This is a genomic window from Halomonas sp. A3H3, from assembly GCF_000982975.1.
Lineage (GTDB): Bacteria > Pseudomonadota > Gammaproteobacteria > Pseudomonadales > Halomonadaceae > Vreelandella > Vreelandella titanicae.
In genome coordinates, this window is record NZ_HG423343.1 from 5,275,806 (window position 1) to 5,295,044 (window position 19,239).

10 protein-coding genes are annotated in these 19,239 nt (G+C 52.4%); 2 read left to right on the forward strand and 8 right to left on the reverse strand.

Features of this window, described 5'->3' with window-relative positions; translation table 11 throughout:
- The 6 genes from HALA3H3_RS24005 to hutI all read right to left on the reverse strand — a co-directional run.
- The coding region (locus HALA3H3_RS24005) for a malectin domain-containing carbohydrate-binding protein (protein ID WP_053857089.1) at positions 1-7,307 on the reverse strand (7,307 nt) is incomplete at its 3' end.
- Positions 7,308-8,330: 1,023 nt separating this feature from the next.
- On the reverse strand, positions 8,331-9,677 hold the full coding sequence (locus HALA3H3_RS24010; protein ID WP_022524079.1) for a Na+/H+ antiporter family protein: 1,347 nt from the start codon (positions 9,675-9,677) through the stop codon (positions 8,331-8,333).
- Between the two features lie 76 nt (positions 9,678-9,753).
- On the reverse strand, positions 9,754-11,289 hold the full coding sequence (gene hutH, locus HALA3H3_RS24015; protein ID WP_022524080.1) for a histidine ammonia-lyase: 1,536 nt from the start codon (positions 11,287-11,289) through the stop codon (positions 9,754-9,756).
- A gap of 65 nt (positions 11,290-11,354) precedes the next feature.
- Positions 11,355-13,034 carry a urocanate hydratase gene (hutU, locus tag HALA3H3_RS24020; protein WP_022524081.1) on the reverse strand — a complete coding sequence of 560 codons (1,680 nt, stop codon included), beginning with the start codon at positions 13,032-13,034 and terminating at the stop codon, positions 11,355-11,357.
- An 83-nt stretch (positions 13,035-13,117) separates the two neighbouring features.
- A complete protein-coding gene (gene hutG, locus HALA3H3_RS24025) occupies positions 13,118-14,065 on the reverse strand; it encodes a formimidoylglutamase (RefSeq protein WP_022524082.1) in 948 nt (315 codons plus the stop codon).
- Positions 14,055-15,269, reverse strand: coding sequence for an imidazolonepropionase (gene hutI / locus HALA3H3_RS24030; protein WP_022524083.1), 1,215 nt, complete (start codon positions 15,267-15,269; stop codon positions 14,055-14,057). Before hutI ends, hutG begins: the two co-directional genes overlap by 11 nt.
- A 310-nt stretch (positions 15,270-15,579) precedes the next feature.
- Here hutI and HALA3H3_RS24035 point away from each other — a divergent pair, with 310 nt between their 5' ends.
- A complete protein-coding gene (locus HALA3H3_RS24035; RefSeq protein ID WP_022524084.1) occupies positions 15,580-16,902 on the forward strand; it encodes a YjiH family protein in 1,323 nt (440 codons plus the stop codon).
- A gap of 85 nt (positions 16,903-16,987) precedes the next feature.
- On the opposite strand, the gene hutC is transcribed toward HALA3H3_RS24035, so the two are convergent.
- Positions 16,988-17,701, reverse strand: a complete 714-nt coding sequence (gene hutC, locus HALA3H3_RS24040) for a histidine utilization repressor (RefSeq protein WP_022524085.1) — start codon at positions 17,699-17,701, stop codon at positions 16,988-16,990.
- A 384-nt stretch (positions 17,702-18,085) separates the two neighbouring features.
- A complete protein-coding gene (locus tag HALA3H3_RS24045; RefSeq protein ID WP_022524086.1) occupies positions 18,086-18,394 on the reverse strand; it encodes an Arc family DNA-binding protein in 309 nt (102 codons plus the stop codon).
- Between the two features lie 227 nt (positions 18,395-18,621).
- Here HALA3H3_RS24045 and HALA3H3_RS24050 point away from each other — a divergent pair, with 227 nt between their 5' ends.
- A complete protein-coding gene (locus tag HALA3H3_RS24050; protein ID WP_022524087.1) occupies positions 18,622-19,083 on the forward strand; it encodes a hypothetical protein in 462 nt (153 codons plus the stop codon).
- Positions 19,084-19,239: the final 156 nt, after the last annotated feature.

The window sequence follows — 19,239 nt, forward strand, 5'->3', positions numbered from 1 at the left end:
CCGCCGGTGAAGACCACCGTGCGGGGCTCGGATGTACCATTAATAGTGAGATCCAATGCCACCTCGCCGCTGAAGCTTTCCGAAGCGGTAAGGCCGAAGCTTAGTGTGGTAGAGCCCTCGTCGCCGTTTTCGACCACCGGACCAGCATCTGTTATGCCAACCAGTACCTGAGGTGTGGCCTCTTCGGTCGAGGACACCTGGAGATAGTCGTAAGAAATGTCGAAAGTATCAGGCGACTGACCGCCGGTGGATGTTTGTATAAAGCCTACGCTGACGCCCTGAGCTTCATCCTTAATTGCTGAAGCCAACGGATCAGTCAGCGTTATTTCTCCCGAAGCACCGTCAATTATATTGGTATTATTCAACGTCAATACAGAGCGAGTGAGTGCCTTAACTTCGCCGGATGTAGTATCTACGACTATTTCAAGCATCAGCTTCACTGAAGCTATGTCGCTGTAGACAACACCACTCGGTAAGGCAAAGGTCGCGCCTGGAACAGCAGGTGTTGCTCCCTCTACCTGTTTATTTTCATGGGCGAGCTGGAAAGCAGCGGTACCGTTCGCACCGAAAATCCATTTCACTAGATTGTCTTCCGAAAGACTGACCGCAACACCACCAGCCTGGTAGTTAAGTGGTGCCTGCAGGCCCTCTTGCTGATCATCGAAGTCCGGCATAGCAAAACTTGTCTCAACGATAAAGCCACCAGGATTCTTCACCCCTACCGCATATGCATCCTTCTGAGAATTGTTGTTGGTATAGTGATCACCTGTATCGGCTACAATATTGAGTGTGCCATTCTCGACACTTGCTGTACCGCTCTCGACAGCTCCAGCAGAATTACTCTCATTTGCCCGGCCCATTAACCCCGTCAGGCCAGCCTCATAAGGACTCGCGGTGTCTTCTTCAAAGTCAAGCAAGAAGGTTTCGCCAGCCGCTAAAATCATGCCATTAGCAGCATCGTATGGGAAAAGGTCGTCATCATTATTAACGCCGTCTTCATCCAGGTCGTCCGGATTGGGCACAGAGCCCTCATCGTCTTCGGTCACACTACCCGTTGCTGTGGCCGCCGATGCATCAATTTCAAACAACCCTGTGCTATTGACTGCAACCAAAGTGACTGAAATTTCGCTAGTACCATTAGCCACATCGTCATTAGGCACATCAACCGACAGGATGGCGGTGCCGTCGCTGAAGTTCAACGTATCCGTCACGGTCGCGCCATCGATGCTCAGGGTCAATTCCACCTCGCCACTAAAGCCATCTGAAGCGGTGAGGCCGAAGTTCAGTGTCGTGAAGCCATCGTCTCCATTCTCGATGATGTCAGGAGCATTAACGATAGCCAGAGTAGTGGTGGGATCCGTTGGCTCTGAAATGAGATCCGGCGAGGTCACGTTGAGATAATCCCAACTAGCCATGAACGACTCTATGGGATCGTTGTAATCAGTTGAAGTGACCCCGACTGCCGTTGTTGAGTTCGGATCAGTAAGATTACTTAGCACTGCGGGTGGCAACACCTCAGGGGACGCCGTTGCGAAACCTTCGGTTGCCTCGGCACGCAAGCCCCCCAGAACATTTTCGTTAGTATCGAAGAAAGTAACGATAGGAGTCACAGTACCGGCTGTCTTGTTGACGACTAGCGTCAGTTCTACAGAGGCAATATCATTCAGGGTTGTTGAGGCATTACTCAGCATACTCGCAAGCGGAATGACTGTATCAATGGCGCTTTTCGACCAGATTTGCACCCCGTTACCGCCATTACCACCGAACACTAGCTTGACGAGCTCATTATTGCCCTGACTGCCAAGACCGAAGACTATGCCTTGCTGGGCATAGTTCGGGACAATATCAGTTGGTAACTCTTGGGCTGCGAGCGCGGCAGGGAAGGGATTATCAAAGCGCGAGGTAATGTTTATCGTCTCTAACGCTGGATCGCCCAGTGCCACATACTTGATAAAGTCATTCGCACTCGGGGCAGCCGCTTGTGAAATGTCGCCATTGGATGTCCAGACGACCAGTTCGCCCCCCTCCACAGTCGTGAAGACCGTATCATCTACAACGTCACCCAGCGTGCCATCAAAACCGCCTTCCTCAAGTGGCGATCCGGGATTCTCGAAATCAAGTTCGAGAATGACTCCATCGCTCGAGTAATTCACATAAACCGAACTAGCCGTTGCGCTGTTGCCATTGTTATCGCTATCGAGTACTGCATTGGCGGCGACTGAAGCGGTGATTGTCCCGGTTTGCCAGCCGCTCTCAGGGGCGTCAAAGGTATAGGTGGCAATGCCACTGGCGCTATCATAAGCCACCAGCGAAGGAGTAACTAACGCACCAGCGGCAGAGGAAACAGTGACATCGGTAGCACCGATCTGTGTGCCAGAAATGTTGCCATCGTCAGTGTACTGGACAGTGACAATAACCTGTCCATCGCTCGATTCCGGCGCTTCAATCGAAAGAATGCTGGCAATCGGTATACCGCTGTCGACTGCCTGATAAATAGCTATGGCGTTGAAGCCCGGCTCGCCGTTATCCGCATTGACATCAATAACGATCTTGCCATCTGTCACTATAACGTTTTTGGTAAGAACGGTTGGCTTGTCGGCTCCTCCCGCTGCTGTAAAGGCATCGAAGTTCTCGGCAAACAACTCGCCTTGTATCGTATAGTCCCCCTGGCGCTGGCCGGCCTGGGTTTGATAAAGCTCAGCAAAATGCAGCTCCACCACATATAAACCATTGGGCACTTCATAGGTTGCTGTGTATGAGCCAGCGGCAGAGTCACGATAGGTGTGGTAGGCAGAACCATCCAGATCGACCCCACCACTGTTGCTACCGGTTGCTCCGGCTTTACCATCAATATTGCTGCCTGTTTTTGTACTCGGCGAGTAATACGCGGGGTCATCCGCCTCAAGATCGATACCCAGGATCGGATCATTGGTGATGGCACCTCCATAAGTATTTTTATCATCACCTTCGAGACTATTATCGATAGTGTTGCTGGTTGGTCCAACGTTTATCGCTCTTTGTAACGCTCCCTTGACGAGCTGTTCAAGGTTCCGGGCAATAATGACATCCGTTTCAAAAGCAGCGATACCAAGGCCTGCAGTATCAGTAAAGCTACCTGCAGCAACACCAACCTTGAAAGCACCATTTTCCCAAGCATTAGAACCTGCCGGCGGAGAAATGGTGTACTGGATAGTAGCGGTCTTGCCATCATTGCTGAGTGTAATAGCATCGTTATCAGCCAGGGAGACGGCACCAGGCTCATAACCGGTAAAAATCAGCTCATCACCATTGATAGAATCAACATTAATTCCAGCGTTATCGGTAACCACTACTGTGGCCAAGATGTCACTGTCGTTATCGAAAGGTTGATCGATCATTATCGACACGACTTCCGGTGGTGTTACATCTTCAGGTGGCACATAGGTTCCACCAACTTGCCAGACCACCAAACCGCTGATTTTGGCCTGGTTGATCGAGGCATCGAAGCCAATGTTGAGAACACCATCAGTGACGGTAACGGCGTAGGTCTTGATCACTTCGGTTGCTGCGCTACCAACATCGCCAATAATGTCATAGTCATCTTCCACCAGCGCATCTTCAATGCTGATGTCAAAGACACGCGCTCCGGTACCACTGCTGTTTTCCACACCATGGTAAATTTCGGCGAAGTACATATCGATCAGGTATTCACCGTTCTCGACCGGAATCGAGTAGCCCCATTCGCCGGCATCTTCTGCCGAGCGCTCAGACTGATGCAGCTCATCGGGGACACTGCCGTCGATGTCGACTACGTTGACATAATCTTTGGAGGTGACACCGCTAACCCAGCCATTAACCTCAGCGTTGGTCATGTCTGAGAGGAAATCAATTGTCTGGTCACGTACGGTGACGTTGTTAATATCGGGGCCCCCCGAGCTGATCGCAGCAACCGCGGTCAACGCAGGTACAGTGGTAATGCGCGTCCCGTTGGCGGTGGACGTGAAGCTGAATACTGACTCGCCAGTACTGGGATCGAAGTCGTCAAAACCTTCACCACTAAAAGTGATTGCTGTTTCGTTATTGATAGTAATGATCGCGGATCCAGCTTGATAGGTTACGTCGCTGGCATCGAACGAAGCACCCTGAACAACGACTTCATCGTCGGGTGTGAAGTCGGTGATTTCAGTACCGTTTATAGTATCGAGCGTACCTTGGAAGCTGTCGGCTCCACCGCCCCCTGTAAACGTATTATTGCCACTCCCGGCGATCATCACGTTGTCGCCGCCATTACCAGTGGCATGAAAATCTGCCATGGTGCCGGAGCCATCGAAGTTCTCGACGCTGTCATCCAGCGGCGACAGTACGGTATCGGTTCCGGTATAGATAATAGTGTCAATACCATTAGAGCCTTCGGCCCCCACACCGCCAGCCGAATCTGCCTCAATCTCATTACCGAAGCCATTTATTTTGAGGTTTTCGAAGTTAACCGGTGCAAGAGGCGCACCTTCACTGGTTTCAGCTAGGAAGCCAAAAGCAGCTCCAGAGGGGGCCTGGGAATCACCATCGCTGATGGTATGATTACCTGTCAGGACGTCACGTAAAACACCCTCAGGCAGCGTAAAACCATTCAGAGGCAGTTCGGTAAAGGCATCCTCGCTATTGAAACGGTAGCCCGCGTAGAGGGCGAAGCCGTCAGCCATATCAATCTCTAGGTATAATTCAACCTGCGTCACAGCAGTATCTGTGAGTGCTGGCACCGCCACTTGAGCCAACGCCTGATAATTGTTGTCGTTGATTTCATAACCAACTTCAAAGCCAGCTCCTCCGTTTACCTCTCCAAACACAAGGCGTACGAAGTTGGCCTGAGTACCATCGCCAAACATGAGCCCGGTCAGTTGGCCATCTGCAACACCGCCATTATCGGCAACCCAGTTGAGCACCTGTGTTGTTGCCACCAGACGCTGAACATCACTGCTGGGATTGACACCTACATGCATAGCATCACGAACGCTATTTGCAGGACCGACCACACTGCCCGGCACAACCTCCTTGATTTGGAACAGCGCGGCATTGGCACCGGGAATGATATTACCGCCGATATCATAAAGGCCGGGAAGCCCCTGATCCGGGTTGGCATCCTGGTTCGGCGTCGCACCATCAAGTGCTGCGCCCATCAAACCAGTATCACCAATGGTGCCGGGATAGGGAGCCTCGGTAGGCTGAAAATTCATGACGATGGCTTCGCCTGGCGTCAGCGCGAGACCATTTGCAGCGCTGTACTCAAATGGATCATGAATATGGTTAATGCCGTCAAGATCATGATCAGTCGGATCAGCGGCTTCACTGCCGGCGAGAGGAACAGCGCCATTATTGGGCTGTAGGATTTCGATTTTGGTACCACTTCCGCTGTAAACAGTTGCCCAAACAGAACCACGAAACGCTGCCTGGTTATCCCATGCAGATAGGTCATCGCCAATAGAAGCCAGCCCAAGAGGACTACCTGACAACGTCAATGTGATCCTCTCAGCAGCTTTTACCCCGCCGCTACCGCTTGCGGTTTGCATGACGCCATTCTCATCCCGCCCCATCACGATGAGGTTGCCACCGCCCAACTGTACTGCCATAAGAGCGCCGGACATCTTCGTCTCACCATCATCAAAAACGGTCGACGTATATTCGGTCAAGCCATTGATCGACCCTGTACCTGAGTCAATTGCGCCATCGTTATATCCTCCTTCGAGATAGTTGCCTTCGATAGCGTTAAGTGTGGCCACCACGTCATCAATATCTGCCGGCACCCCAGCGGTTCCGAGTACATCGGATCCTCCGATACTCGGCGGCGTCTGGGTATAGTCGCTAGTCAGGTACGCCTCACCATTTTCGGTAATGTAATACAGCTCTCCAGGAACTAAGCTAATAACGCGGCTTGTAAGATCCCCAGAAGACACGCCGTTAGACTCATCCTCAACGGTAACCAGCCAGTCGATAACACTGTCGTAGTGCTCTTCAGATACCAGCAGGAAAGCGTCCTCAACCCCATTTTTGGGCGTAAAGAGGAGCCCAGCTTCACCGCCACTGGCACGTGTCGGGTTCGGGTGGCCGCCGTAAACCAGGGTTAAAGGATCGTCAAAGTCAGGATGCGCCATTACGTAGGTGGCGGCGCCCGCCTGACCAGCGGAAAGAACCCGGCCAGCGAGATCGTCTGATCGAGTGATTTCGTGAAACTGATCGAGGTTTTTAGGATTCCAAGCTTCAGTATTGATGCTGTCACTACCACTACCATCACCGTTATTAAGATTGGTAGCTATATAGTTTTCATCTTGTTCAGCATCGATATTGCCACCATTATCCCCCGCCTCCCCAACAGGGCGACCGCCCCAGCTATTATTAGCGCCGTTATCATAAGTCCAGACGCGTCCATCTTCGGTAACTTCTACATCATAGGCATTACGATACCCCGCAGAATAAATCTGCACTGGGCCGTTAGGGTCTATTTTTCCCCCGTTGAAGCCATCATTACCACCAAAGGGGTCAGTGAGCGCTTCTTCGCTCGGGGAGCGTGAGGGGTCGTTTAAGGTAGGAATGTCATAGACGTAATTGCGGCCATCATCGTTTTTGATCTCCATGGATTTAAGTTGATCAAGATCGACCTCTAAAATCGCCGCACTATAGGCCGTTTCCTGCTGTCCAGAAAAATTATTCGAAGGTGCACCAGCATTGGCATTCCCCCCGTTAGCAACGATGAGCCTCTCACTTAGTAAACGACCGTTATCGTCAAACTCTTGTATGACTTCCAAACCATTAAGAGAGTGATTCTCTTCGGAACGAGCAAGTCCCCGGACAAGATCTAGTGCTTCCCATCCATCTACTGTCTGCGTTAGGCGCGTAATGATGCCAGAGTTTGTATCGAGACCTGTGTCAGAGCCACTACTCCCAGCACCAATGCGATTATCACTAGATGTCACATAGATATTGACTGCCGGCTTTCCATTAATTATGACCGGGTCACCGTTTTCATCATATTGCGGGGTTACATCAATACCCGTAACTTGACGATTGTTAGATCCCCCCTCGGTACCATCATCGTTATGGTTAGGTAATTCCTTTACTAAAAAAACAGTTTCAGCTTCAACAACATAGAAACTTGCCGTACTGTCACTATCTGCTGTATTAGGATCTCCAAATGCTACGGTTAAAACCTTGACATCACCACTCTGCTCAGTGATATAGAGGCGACCATCTGCCCCCCACACCAGTGCGGTAGGTTGGGACAAGGTAATTTTTCCGTTGAGATCTAAACTGCTTTGAGAAAAATTATTCGTAACCATGATGGGAGGATCCTTTTAACTGATTATTTTAAAACAGCTTTCGGGCAACAAATTAACTAAAAATTACTAAAACAGAACGCAAGCCCTACTTCGCATCATGAACTTTAATCTGCAAGCAATTTTCAGCTTCATTAGTTTTATCAACAATGCTAAAGCTACGCGGCAACAAACGCTGCTGCATAGCTTCCACGCAAAGCCACGCACTGGTTAAAAAATAGTTCGGATAAAAAAAACATCAACAGACTTATTATAAAAATCAGGCCAACTAACCAAGAAAACAAAGTTTAGGTTTTATTTTTTACTGTTACCAAGCAAAAGAAACATTAAAAATAATACATTTTCCGTTTAAAAAATGACGCCAACTAATGCTTTTTTACAGTAGAAACCTAACTATCAAGGACTAAAAACATACCATTCCAGGCCACATCCAGAAGCTAATGCACTGATTTCTTATTAACAAAATCAATCAAGAAAGCTTCCCTTACTTTATTTTAAACAACTGAATAACCGAGGAAATACATTTGACCACCTCGTTTGAACAAAGCATTGTTTAAGCGAGTGTATGCATTAGCCCTTTTAAATGACTGGGAACTTATTCGTGCAAGAAAAAATCAAGTGGTGGAAATCGTCTCTAATAAAATCGTAAGTTGGTAGCTATAGTTTTCGTGACGTACAGCTATCCAGCCGTGCCACTCAGCAGCAAAGACGACCAAATAAACGATAAGCATTTAAAGGCAGTCACTGTATTTCATCCGCTGGTATAGAAGGCGGTCTCAATAATCAAGCGCACACGACGTGACTTCCACTCCAGTTCGATCTACATCGTCCAGGCGTGATGGATGTCAATGGCATCTAATTAGCAGATAGAGTTTGGCGTCCCTGGCGGGAGTCAAATCAACCGCCCGCCCTGCCTAACACGCCAACGCCCCGCACAAAGGCGGGGCGTTGGCCATACGCTGTAGAATGGTTAGTTAATGCTTAAGCGTCGCGAAATTGTATTGCGGTTCGATCCAGTTAGTGGAATCAAAGCACCATGGCAGCAACCCAGCCGAACACAATCAACGGGATGTTGTAGTGCAGAAAGGTAGGCACCACGCTATCCCAGATATGGTCATGCTGCCCATCGGCGTTAAGGCCTGCGGTGGGGCCTAGGGTGGAGTCTGAAGCGGGTGAGCCTGCGTCGCCCAGGGCGGCGGCCGTGCCTACCAATGCCACTGTCGCCATAGGCGAAAAGCCAAAGCTCAGTGCCAAAGGCACATAGAGCGAAGCAATAATGGGAATGGTCGAAAACGAAGAGCCAATGCCCATGGTGATAAAGAGACCGACCAGCAGCATAATCAATGCGGCCAGCCCTTTGTTGTCACCGATAAGCTCGGCAGAGCTCGCCACCAGCCCTTCCACCTCACCACTGGCCTGCATCACACTGGCAAAACCTGCCGCTGAAATCATGATAAAGCCGACCAGGGCCATCATGCGCATCCCCTCGGTAAAGATACCGTCCTGCTCGTGCCAGCGGAAAACGCCACTCATGGAGAGCAAGGCAAACCCAAAGATGCCGCCAAGTACCATAGAGCCCGTCATCAGTTGCACGGTGACCGTACCTACCAGGGAAATAACCAACATGGCCTTTTGCCACCCGGCTAGAGAAAGCGCGGCCTCTTGGGGCGATTTGTCACCATGGGCCAGCTCACGGTCTTCGTAGTCACGCCCCTTGCGATAACTCCAAAACACCGCCACCGCCAACCCTAATGCCATTCCACCAATGGGAATCGCCATCGCCAGTGGCACCATTTGACGGGTCACTTCCAACCCCAGCGCCGCGCCGCTTTCGTTGAGGTTCGCGAGCAGTATGTCATTCAGAAATATCGCCCCAAACCCCACGGGCAATAACATATACGGCGCCGTGATACCGAAGGTAATCACGCAAGCCACCAGTCGCCGGTCAAGCTTCAGATGATTCATCAGCTTTAGCAGCGGCGGCACCAGCACTGGAATAAAAGCAATATGGACAGGAATCAAGTTCTGCGAGCTGACTGCCGCGGCTAAAAGCGCCGCCAGCAGTGTATAGGTGACCGTTCGGCGGCTACCCCCGGACTCGTCTAACTGGAAACGTCCAATCGCCCGGCTGGCCAGCAGCTCGGTGATACCTGAACGGGATAAAGCAACGGCAAACGCCCCTAACACTGCATAAGAGAGCGCGATGGTGGCGCCATTACCCAACCCCTCATTAAAGGCGTCAAGGATCTCACCAATAGGCATACCCGCATATAACCCACCTACCAGCGTGGCGACGATAAGGGCAAACACAACTGAAACGCGAGCAAGACTCAAGCCGACCATCACTAGGATAGCCAGAACGATAGCATTCATGAAAAACCTACTTTGTTGTTAGATGGTAATAATGCGTTCCCTATGGCCTAGCGCCACAGGGAACGCATGAAACGCCTTAAAACTGGCTTGGCAACGTATGCGGATGCGCCAGCGGGCTTAACGTGCGCTCACGTATTAGTTCGCTAGCGGCTTCGATATCGGGCGCGAAGAAGCGATCCTGCTTGTAGTGGCTAACGCGCGCACGTAGCAGTTGCCTGGCTTGCTCTAGCGGCTGGGTAGTGGTCAAGCCCTGGCGCATGTCCAACCCTTGGCACGCCCCCAGCCATTCGATGGCTAAAATGCCGCACACATTCTCCGCCATTTCCCACAACCGCTTACCGGCGGCAGGCGCCATTGAGACATGGTCTTCCTGATTAGCCGAGGTAGGCAGGCTGTCGACACTATGGGGGTGCGCCAAGGCTTTATTTTCACTCGCCAGCGCCGCGGCGGTGACCTGGGCAATCATAAACCCGGAATTGACCCCTCCGTTCTCGACCAGGAATGGCGGTAGCTGCGACATGTGCTTGTCCATCATCAAAGAGACACGACGCTCGGCCAGAGAACCGATCTCGGCGATGGCTAACGCCAGGTTGTCAGCGGCCATGGCTACCGGTTCAGCATGAAAATTACCGCCGGAAATAATGTCATCCTGCTCGGCAAATACCAGCGGGTTATCAGAGACCGCGTTGATTTCCGCCGCGAGCACCTCGGCTGTCTGACGAATCTGGGTTAATACCGCACCCATCACCTGTGGCTGGCAGCGCAACGAGTAGGGATCCTGGACTTTATCGCAGTTAGCATGGGAGTCACCGATGGCACTCTTTTCGCCGAGGAGATGGCGGTAAGCGGCGGCCGCGTCAATCTGGCCGCGCTGGCCACGCACTTCATGAATCCGAGCGTCAAAGGGTGAACGTGACCCCAAAGTGGCTTCTACGGTTAGCGAACCGCATACCGTCGCCGCCGCAAACAGGTCTTCGGCGTCGAATAGCCCCCGCAGGGCATAGGCGGTCGATACCTGCGTGCCATTAAGCAGCGCCAGACCCTCTTTGGGTGCCAGCGTGATTGGCGCCAGGCCAGCGATTTCCAACGCCTTTTCGGCGGAGATCCACTCGCCTTTGTAGCGGGCTTTGCCCTCGCCTAGCAGCACAACGCTCATATGTGCCAGGGGCGCCAAATCACCGGATGCCCCCACCGATCCTTTAAGTGGAATATGTGGGTAAACCTCGGCATTGATCAGTGCCACCAGGGCATCCAATACCTCACGGCGGATGCCGGAGAAGCCTCTCGCCAGGCTATTGACCTTAAGCACCATAATCAAACGCACCAGGGCGTCGTCTATCGCCCTTCCCACACCAGTGGCATGAGAGAGCACCAGGGAACTCTGTAACGATTCAAGATCTTCGTTGGCAATGCGGGTCTGGGCCAATAAGCCGAACCCCGTATTAATGCCATAGACCGTGCGGTTTTCACTGACGACCCGGTTCACGCAATCGACGCTTCGCTGGATATCTGCATTGGCGCTTTCCGGTAACGTGACAGGCACATGCGCTTCGTGGATCTGGCGGGCCTGGGCAAGGGTCATTTTGCCAGGCTGAATTTCTAGATGTTTCATTTATTCGCCTTTAGAGACAGGAAGGTGGTCACCCCACCTTCTCAACTGTTGTATTTGTGCGGGCTTTACTGATTAAGCATCGGCAAATCAAGACCGTTTTCGCTGGCGCACTGTTTAGCAATGTCATAACCAGCATCGGCATGGCGCATCACGCCAGTGCCCGGGTCGTTGCGCAGCACACGGCCTAAGCGGGCGTGGGCATCATCGCTGCCGTCACACACGATCACCACACCAGAATGCTGGGAGTAGCCCATGCCAACCCCACCGCCATGATGTAACGACACCCATGTGGCACCGCCTGCGGTGTTTAGCAGCGCGTTGAGTAACGGCCAGTCGGAAACGGCGTCAGAACCATCCATCATCGCCTCGGTTTCGCGGTTGGGGCTGGCAACGGAACCCGAATCGAGATGGTCGCGGCCAATAACGATCGGTGCTTTTAGCTCGCCGTTCTTCACCATTTCGTTGAAGGCTTGCCCCAGGCGGGCACGGTCTTTAAGCCCCACCCAGCAAATGCGTGCTGGCAGCCCTTGGAAGCTAATCCGCTCGCGCGCCATGTCGAGCCAGTTGTGCAAGTGCGGGTCATCGGGAATGAGTTCTTTGACCTTCTGGTCGGTCTTATAAATGTCCTCAGGATCCCCGGAGAGCGCCACCCAGCGGAAGGGGCCGATGCCCTGGCAAAAGAGAGGACGAATATAGGCAGGCACAAAACCCGGAAAATCAAAGGCGTTAGCAACCCCTTCTTCCATTGCCATCTGCCGAATGTTATTGCCGTAATCAAACGTGGGCACGCCCATTTTCTGGAAGTCGAGCATCGCTTGCACATGCACCGCCATCGATTGCTTGGCCGCCGTCACGGTGGCTTCAGGCTCAGACTTGCCCCGCGCCACGTACTCTTCCCATGTCCAGCCGGAAGGCAGGTAGCCATGCAATGGGTCGTGGGCACTAGTCTGATCCGTGACCATATCTGGTTTGATACCGCGTTTAATCAGTTCCGGCAGCACATCGGCGGCGTTACCACACAGGCCGATAGAGATAGCCTTACCTTCGGTGGTATAGCGCTCAATACGCGCCAGGGCGTCATCAAGGTTGTCAGCCTGTTCATCCAGGTAGCGGGTACGCAAGCGGAAGTCGAGGCTCGCCTGCCGACACTCAATATTCAGTGAACAGGCACCGGCCAACGTAGCCGCCAGCGGCTGAGCGCCGCCCATACCACCCAGCCCGGCGGTCAGAATCCAACGCCCCTTAAGCTCACCGTCATAGTGCTGGCGACCCGCCTCAACAAAGGTTTCGTAGGTACCTTGCACAATGCCCTGGGAGCCGATATAGATCCAAGAACCCGCCGTCATCTGGCCGTACATCATCAAGCCTTTGCGATCCAGTTCGTTGAAGTGCTCCCAGTTAGCCCAGGCGGGTACCAAGTTGGAGTTAGCGATCAATACCCGGGGCGCATCCTTATGGGTTTCAAAAACACCGACGGGTTTACCAGACTGCACTAGTAGCGTCTGGGTATCTTCCAAGCGCTGTAACGTTTCGACGATTTTGTCGTAGCACGCCCAGTCACGGGCAGCGCGGCCGATGCCGCCGTACACCACTAAATCCTCGGGGCTTTCGGCTACATCCGGATGAAGGTTGTTCATCAGCATGCGAAGCGGCGCTTCGGTCAGCCAGCTTTTGCAGCTGAGCTCGGTGCCGGTCGGCGCAATGATCTTACGTGAAGCATCGTGACGTTTATCGTTGGTTGGCATGGCGTCATTCCTTGTGTTTCTGTTCGTTATTCGTTGGTCTAGAGCGGTGCCCTGGTCAGTCATTCAGGGTTAACTTTCTAAATTCAGTTATCTAAGGTCAGCAAATGCACAAGACGAGCCGCCGCTCTGGCGGTACGGCTGTCGATATCCAGGCTGGGGTTGAGCTCTGCCAAGTCCGCCAGGCGAAGCTTGCCGCTGTCACGCACTGCTTCAATCAGCGGCTCAATCAAGGCAAGCGAAACACCGCGTGCGGCAGGCGCACTGACGCCAGGGGCTTCGGCAGCAGGGAGCACATCCAGGTCAATGGTTAGGTAAAGGTGGTCGCATTTGGCGATGAAGCGCTGCATGTCTCTAACGATAGAATCAAGGCGTAGCGCATCGATCTCGCGATCTTCCCGAACCAGTGTTCCGAGCGCGGTGGCGCGGGTAAATAAGGCGCGCGTATTAGCAGCGCGGCTTACCCCCAGGCAGGCATAGCGAAACGACCAATCCCACTCTTGGCACTTATCGGCCATCTGGGCGAAGGGGGTGCCTGAGGAGCGAATATGCGCTGGATCGCGCAAATCAAAGTGCGCGTCCAGGTTTATGATGCCAATCCGCGGTGGCGCCGTTTTTGGCATAAAAAACTGCGCCAGACCCAGCCAGCTGGCATAGGCCACTTCATGCCCGCCACCCAGCACAATGGGCAGATGGCCAGCGGTTAATAATGACGTCAGCCGATCAGCAAGCGTCTGTTGCGCTGCCTCTAACCCATCATCAACACAGCGCACATTGCCAGCATCGTAAGCAGGCGCTGTGCGATGCCAAGCCAACGGCGCCAGCGCACGGCGTAACGCATTAGGGCCTTCAGCAGCGCCGGTGCGTCCCTGATTGCGCGCAACACCTGCATCACTTTCGAAGCCCAGCAGTGCACACCCCGGCACGGCGTTATTGGCTAACGGCTCAATACGCTGGTGCCAACGGTCACTATCGGGTTCAGGATCAGTGCGCCCCTGCCAGAGCGACATATCAATGGGCGTATCAGCGGCCATGGGTCAACTCCCCCTGATAGACGCGCTGCCGTAGGCGGCCTGGCTGCACCGCGTATGCCAGCTCAGCGGGTGTCTCAATATCCCAGATACACAAATCAGCCACCGCGCCTTCGTGAAGCTGCCCCTGCCCTTTCAGCCCTAGCGCGGCAGCTCCATTGGCGGTCATCCCCGCCAACGCTTCCTGGGGCGTCATGCGGAACAGCGTACAAGCCAGGTTGAGCATTAACGTGGGCATAAATATCGGCGAGCTGCCTGGGTTAGCGTCGGTAGCCACAGCCATCGGCACACCCGCTTCGCGCAGCCCCGCAATGGGCGGCTGCTGCGTTTCACGCAGGGTGTGGAAAGCACCGGGGAGAATGACGGCCACGCTGCCTGCTTCGCGCATGGCAGCAATACCGGCGTCATCGAGATACTCAATGTGGTCAGCTGACAATGCGCCGTGGCGGGCTGCCATCGCGGCCCCCCCCAAGTTTGAGAGCTGCTCGGCATGCGCTTTGATGGGTAAACCATGAGCTTGGGCGGCTTTGAAAACCCGCTCACACTGCGCTACTGAAAAGGCGATTTTTTCACAAAAGACATCGACGGCATCGGCCAGCCCCTCGGCCGCTGCGGCAGGAATCATTTCATTGCAGACCAGCTCGATATAGCCGTCGCTATCGTTCTGATACTCCGGCGGCAAGGCATGGGCACCTAACAGTGTCGTAAACACGCGTACTGGCAACTCTTCACCTAGACGCCGGGCCACCCGCAGCATTTTCAGTTCATTAGCCACGTCTAACCCATAGCCCGACTTGATCTCGACCGTAGTGACGCCTTCCTCAACCAGCGCTTTAAGACGTGGCAAAGCGGCATTGAAGAGCGTTTGTTCACTCGCTTCCCGCGTCGCCAAAACGGTACTCAGAATGCCCCCGCCACGGCGGGCAATGTCTTCATAGCTTGCGCCTTCCAAACGCGCCTCGAACTCGTCCGCGCGGGCGCCGCCAAAAACCAAGTGCGTATGGCAATCCACCAGACCGGGCGTCATCACGCCGCCCCGCCCCATATCATGACAACCCTCGGCCTGTGACTCATCGAAGCCACCCATGGGCGTCATGGTGACAACACGCTCACCTTGAGTAATGACAGCCATGGACTCAGGCAACGTTTTCAGACCATCGAAGACACTGATATCGCGCCAAATGTAGCGTCGTTTGTTATTAGCCATGGAGGTCTCCTTGGAGCAAACATAATGTATATACAATTAAGCCCATGCCGGATTACTTCGTCAAGCCATGAAATATGCAAATAAGCAGCTGCAAAGTTCAAAAGAAACATCTAAAAATAAGAACAATAACTTAAAAACAATCACTTAAATTAAATAACCATCAAACAGGAGATCATATCACGCCCACCACACTAGACTAATGTCTATTGCCAAGTGCTATGCGCAAATGCTGTATGAGGTTAGCTTATTGTATATACATAAAAGAAACCCAAATCACCGGAACGATAACCACACAATTAGAGGCCTCCCCATGCAGCCCATAAACCCGCCCACCAAGCAGCGAACTAGCGCTGCCACTATCTTTAAACTGTTTGTGCCTAGCGCTCTGGGCATCCTGATCTTCTTTGTTCCCATCGAAATAGCGGGGCGGAGCACTATCCTGCTCGATCATATGGTCACCGGACTGCGCTCGTTGATGGGGGAATACAGCGGCATTTATGCGTTAGTAATGATCGTCGCGGGCGCTGCCTACCCTCTGTACAAAGGCTATTGGCGGCGAACAGTAACCGAAAGCATTTTTACCGTGCTGAAAATCATTGGCGTCGTTGTTGCCGTCATGGCGTTAACGGGTTGGGGTCCTGCGTTTCTGCACGAACCGGACATGTTGCCCTTCCTGTTCGAGAAACTGGTGATTCCGGTAGGTTTGATTGTGCCAATCGGCGCTATTTTCCTGGCACTGTTGATCAGCTATGGGTTGCTGGAATTGATTGGCGTACTGGTTCAGCCGGTCATGCGGCCCATTTGGCGAACCCCTGGGCGCTCGGCAATCGATGCCGTGGCTTCGTTTGTAGGTAGTTACTCGATCGGGCTATTGATTACCAACCGGGTTTATCAAGCGGGGCAGTATTCCGCCCGGGAAGCCGCCATCATTGCCACTGGTTTTTCCACGGTGTCGGCAACATTCATGATCATCGTGGCCCGTACGCTGGACCTGATGAGCATTTGGAATTTGTACTTCTGGCTCACCCTGGTGATTACGTTCATCGTCACGGCTATCACGGTGCGGCTGCCGCCTCTGGCAAACATGGATGACCATAAGCGTGACGGAGAACCGGAGGCCATCGCGGGGAAACGCTTGAGCACTGCCTGGCAAGCAGGCACGGAGATTGCCGCCAACGCGCCCAGCCTTCATCGCAGCGTAGCGCTCAACTTTAAAGAAGGGTTGATAATGGCCATCAGCATCTTACCCTCGATCATGTCGGTAGGCCTGCTCGGGCTTCTCATCGCCAAATACACGCCTTTATTTGAATGGTTGGGATGGTTGTTTTACCCCTTTGTCGCCATTTGGGGGCTGGATGACGCTGCGGCGCTAGCGCAAGCATCTGCTTCCGGGTTGGCAGAAATGTTCTTACCGGCGCTACTGATGGCCGAGGCCGAATTCGTCGCCCGTTTCGCTGCAGGCGTGGTGTCAGTCTCCGCCGTGCTGTTCTTTTCTGCTTCCATACCCTGCATTCTTTCGACCAGCATTCCGCTTTCAGTAGGCCGCATGCTAATCGTATGGTTTATTCGCGTTGCCTTGAGCTTGCTACTTGCGGTGCCCTCAGGCTACCTGGTGCAGTCACTGACCAGTTGAATCCCAGTCCAGTTGAATACCCCCATTAACGAGATGCCACGAGGTCGAACAAATCGGCCTCGCTGGTCTCTTGCTTAACTTCAATTTAAGTGCTTTTACTTTGCAGGGAGGAGCGTAATTTATAGCGGTCTCCAGGATGGATCAGGCGGGCATAACTTATCAAATGCTCTTCCGACCAGGTACGCCGCACCATGCTCAAGCAAGGCGTCTGGGTATCGATACTTAGCCATTTGGCGGTTTGTTCATCCACGAGCACCGCTTCAACAATGTGTTCCATATCCGTCATGGGACAAGCGGCGACCAGCACCTCGTTAGGCGTATGGCGTGAAAAATCGGTATCAAGATAATCCGGCACCCAGCGTGGGTTAACGTAGCGGTTCTCAAGCTGAATCGGAATGTCATTCTCATAGTGCACCAAGAGGGTATGAAACACCCGGCTCCCAAGCCTCACGCCTAACCGCAGTGCAACTTCATCGTCTGCTTCAATCGCCTCTTGGGTGATGACTTTATTGCTGTACCGATGCCCACGCGAAAGCACTTCTTCGGCAATGTTGTATACCTCCACCAAAGAGGACTCAACCTTACGGTCGGTAACGAAGGTGCCGACACCGGGTTGACGCACGAGGTATCCCTGCTGCACTAAATCTCTAATGGCTTTATTGGCCGTCATTCGGCTCACGCCAAAGTCTTTCGCCAGCCGCTCTTCCGTAGGTATCTGATGATTCAGTTGCCAATCACCGCACTGAATCTTATCCAACAGATGTTGACGGATCTGCTGGTAGAGAGGAGGACTAGTCATGAAACTCCTTTGCAATGAAGAGCGTTTGTCTATACAGACATCTTACTAGCCTTGGTTAACAAAGCACACTGCCGCCAGGTCAACGCCATTGACCAATCATGTGTGTAGCGCAAACGCCACCCACGGCTGCTTGTGCTGCATCACAATGAAGCTGGTTCATTTCGCTATCCTGTACGTGTTCTCGCGGTCTGGAGGAAATCGTTGATAGCTTCGAGTCATTCATTTATTTTGAATGGGGGAAAAGCACATTATCTGCGCGTCTGAACCTTTTCAGCTTTTACGCCAAATAATAAAAAGCGACCTGAACAAAGCTCAGGTCGCTATCTCCATCATTTAGCATGAATAACCAAAACCTTTGGACATGTGGAGCTTGATCTACCAACCTCACTCACCTTTTTTCTTGCTTGCCTCCAGGTGGCGCAACTCCCGATCAAGCTGACTCATTGCAGCCTCTAGCTGACGCTTCACTTCGCTGAGGTTTCTATAATCGCTGTTCGGCATGGCTTCCTTCTCCTCATACCCCACCCTTTCGAGTGCTTTTTCTCGACCATCTAGCTCAACCGTACGGAGCAGTCTGGCGACTATCTCAGCATTCATGGATCGATGGTTAGTGTCGGCAGCCTCTTTCAACCAGTCCCGTAACTCGGGCGGCATACGGAGTTTGTACTGTGTGTGGGTATCGTGAGTTGTCATTTCTTAATGATGAACCAGACCGGTTCTTTACAGCAATGGCACCCATCGGGTACCATACGGGACCCATTGGGTTCCTTTGGCAAATCCAGTAGGTTACACAATTCAAAAGACAGCTTGAGACAGAGCTAAAACCACGGTTTTAGAGCAAAGCTCAGAACACGTGCTTCGCCTGAAATGGCTAGTGAGTCAGGTGGAACGAGAAATGAAGCAGCTTAAGGAAAAAAGCTATGCATAATGCCAGCTATATTCATGACCTAGAGAATATGTGTGAGTTAATTCAAAACGGAATGTCTACCGATGAAGAGGCGGTATACCTAACTTTATCCATTTCACATATAGCCATTAGCTTTGCCCCAATGGATAACAAATCCACATCAGAAAAAGAAGTAGAAGTAAAAATCAAAAATATTGATAAAGCAATGGCATTAATTGCCAAAGCTTACAACGTGCTTGGTAATTATCCAGAATTACAGTTGCAACTAGGAAAGCTACACAGCCTTTTCAAGGTATTACTAATACAACAGCTAAGTTGTGGCATAAAACTTAACGACATAACGCGCAAGGCTAAGCACAGCAGACATACTACTAACCTACCACTCGGAGGTCACATAGAAGACAACACCGTAAAACTGGAAAATACCACGGAATCGATTTGCTACATCACTGGCGACTTGAGACCTAAGGAATAATTTTCTGTTACTACCTCCCTGAGTCATATGGGGTTGTCGTTGCCATTAGCCGAAGGAGGTCAGTGAAAAAAGGTAAGCTCCAGCCCCCCTCAAGCTCAAGCTCTGGCATGCAGCTAGCCGCAACTCCACAGGCCAACATCCATCCAAGCAATAGAT

Coding starts and splice junctions, on each gene's coding strand:
- HALA3H3_RS24010 (WP_022524079.1), bottom strand. CDS start 9,677: ATGAATGCTATCGTTCTGGCTATCCTAGTGATGGTCGGCTTGAGTCTT.
- hutH (WP_022524080.1), bottom strand. CDS start 11,289: ATGAAACATCTAGAAATTCAGCCTGGCAAAATGACCCTTGCCCAGGCC.
- hutU (WP_022524081.1), bottom strand. CDS start 13,034: ATGCCAACCAACGATAAACGTCACGATGCTTCACGTAAGATCATTGCG.
- hutG (WP_022524082.1), bottom strand. CDS start 14,065: ATGGCCGCTGATACGCCCATTGATATGTCGCTCTGGCAGGGGCGCACT.
- hutI (WP_022524083.1), bottom strand. CDS start 15,269: ATGGCTAATAACAAACGACGCTACATTTGGCGCGATATCAGTGTCTTC.
- HALA3H3_RS24035 (WP_022524084.1), top strand. CDS start 15,580: ATGCAGCCCATAAACCCGCCCACCAAGCAGCGAACTAGCGCTGCCACT.
- hutC (WP_022524085.1), bottom strand. CDS start 17,701: ATGACTAGTCCTCCTCTCTACCAGCAGATCCGTCAACATCTGTTGGAT.
- HALA3H3_RS24045 (WP_022524086.1), bottom strand. CDS start 18,394: ATGACAACTCACGATACCCACACACAGTACAAACTCCGTATGCCGCCC.
- HALA3H3_RS24050 (WP_022524087.1), top strand. CDS start 18,622: ATGCATAATGCCAGCTATATTCATGACCTAGAGAATATGTGTGAGTTA.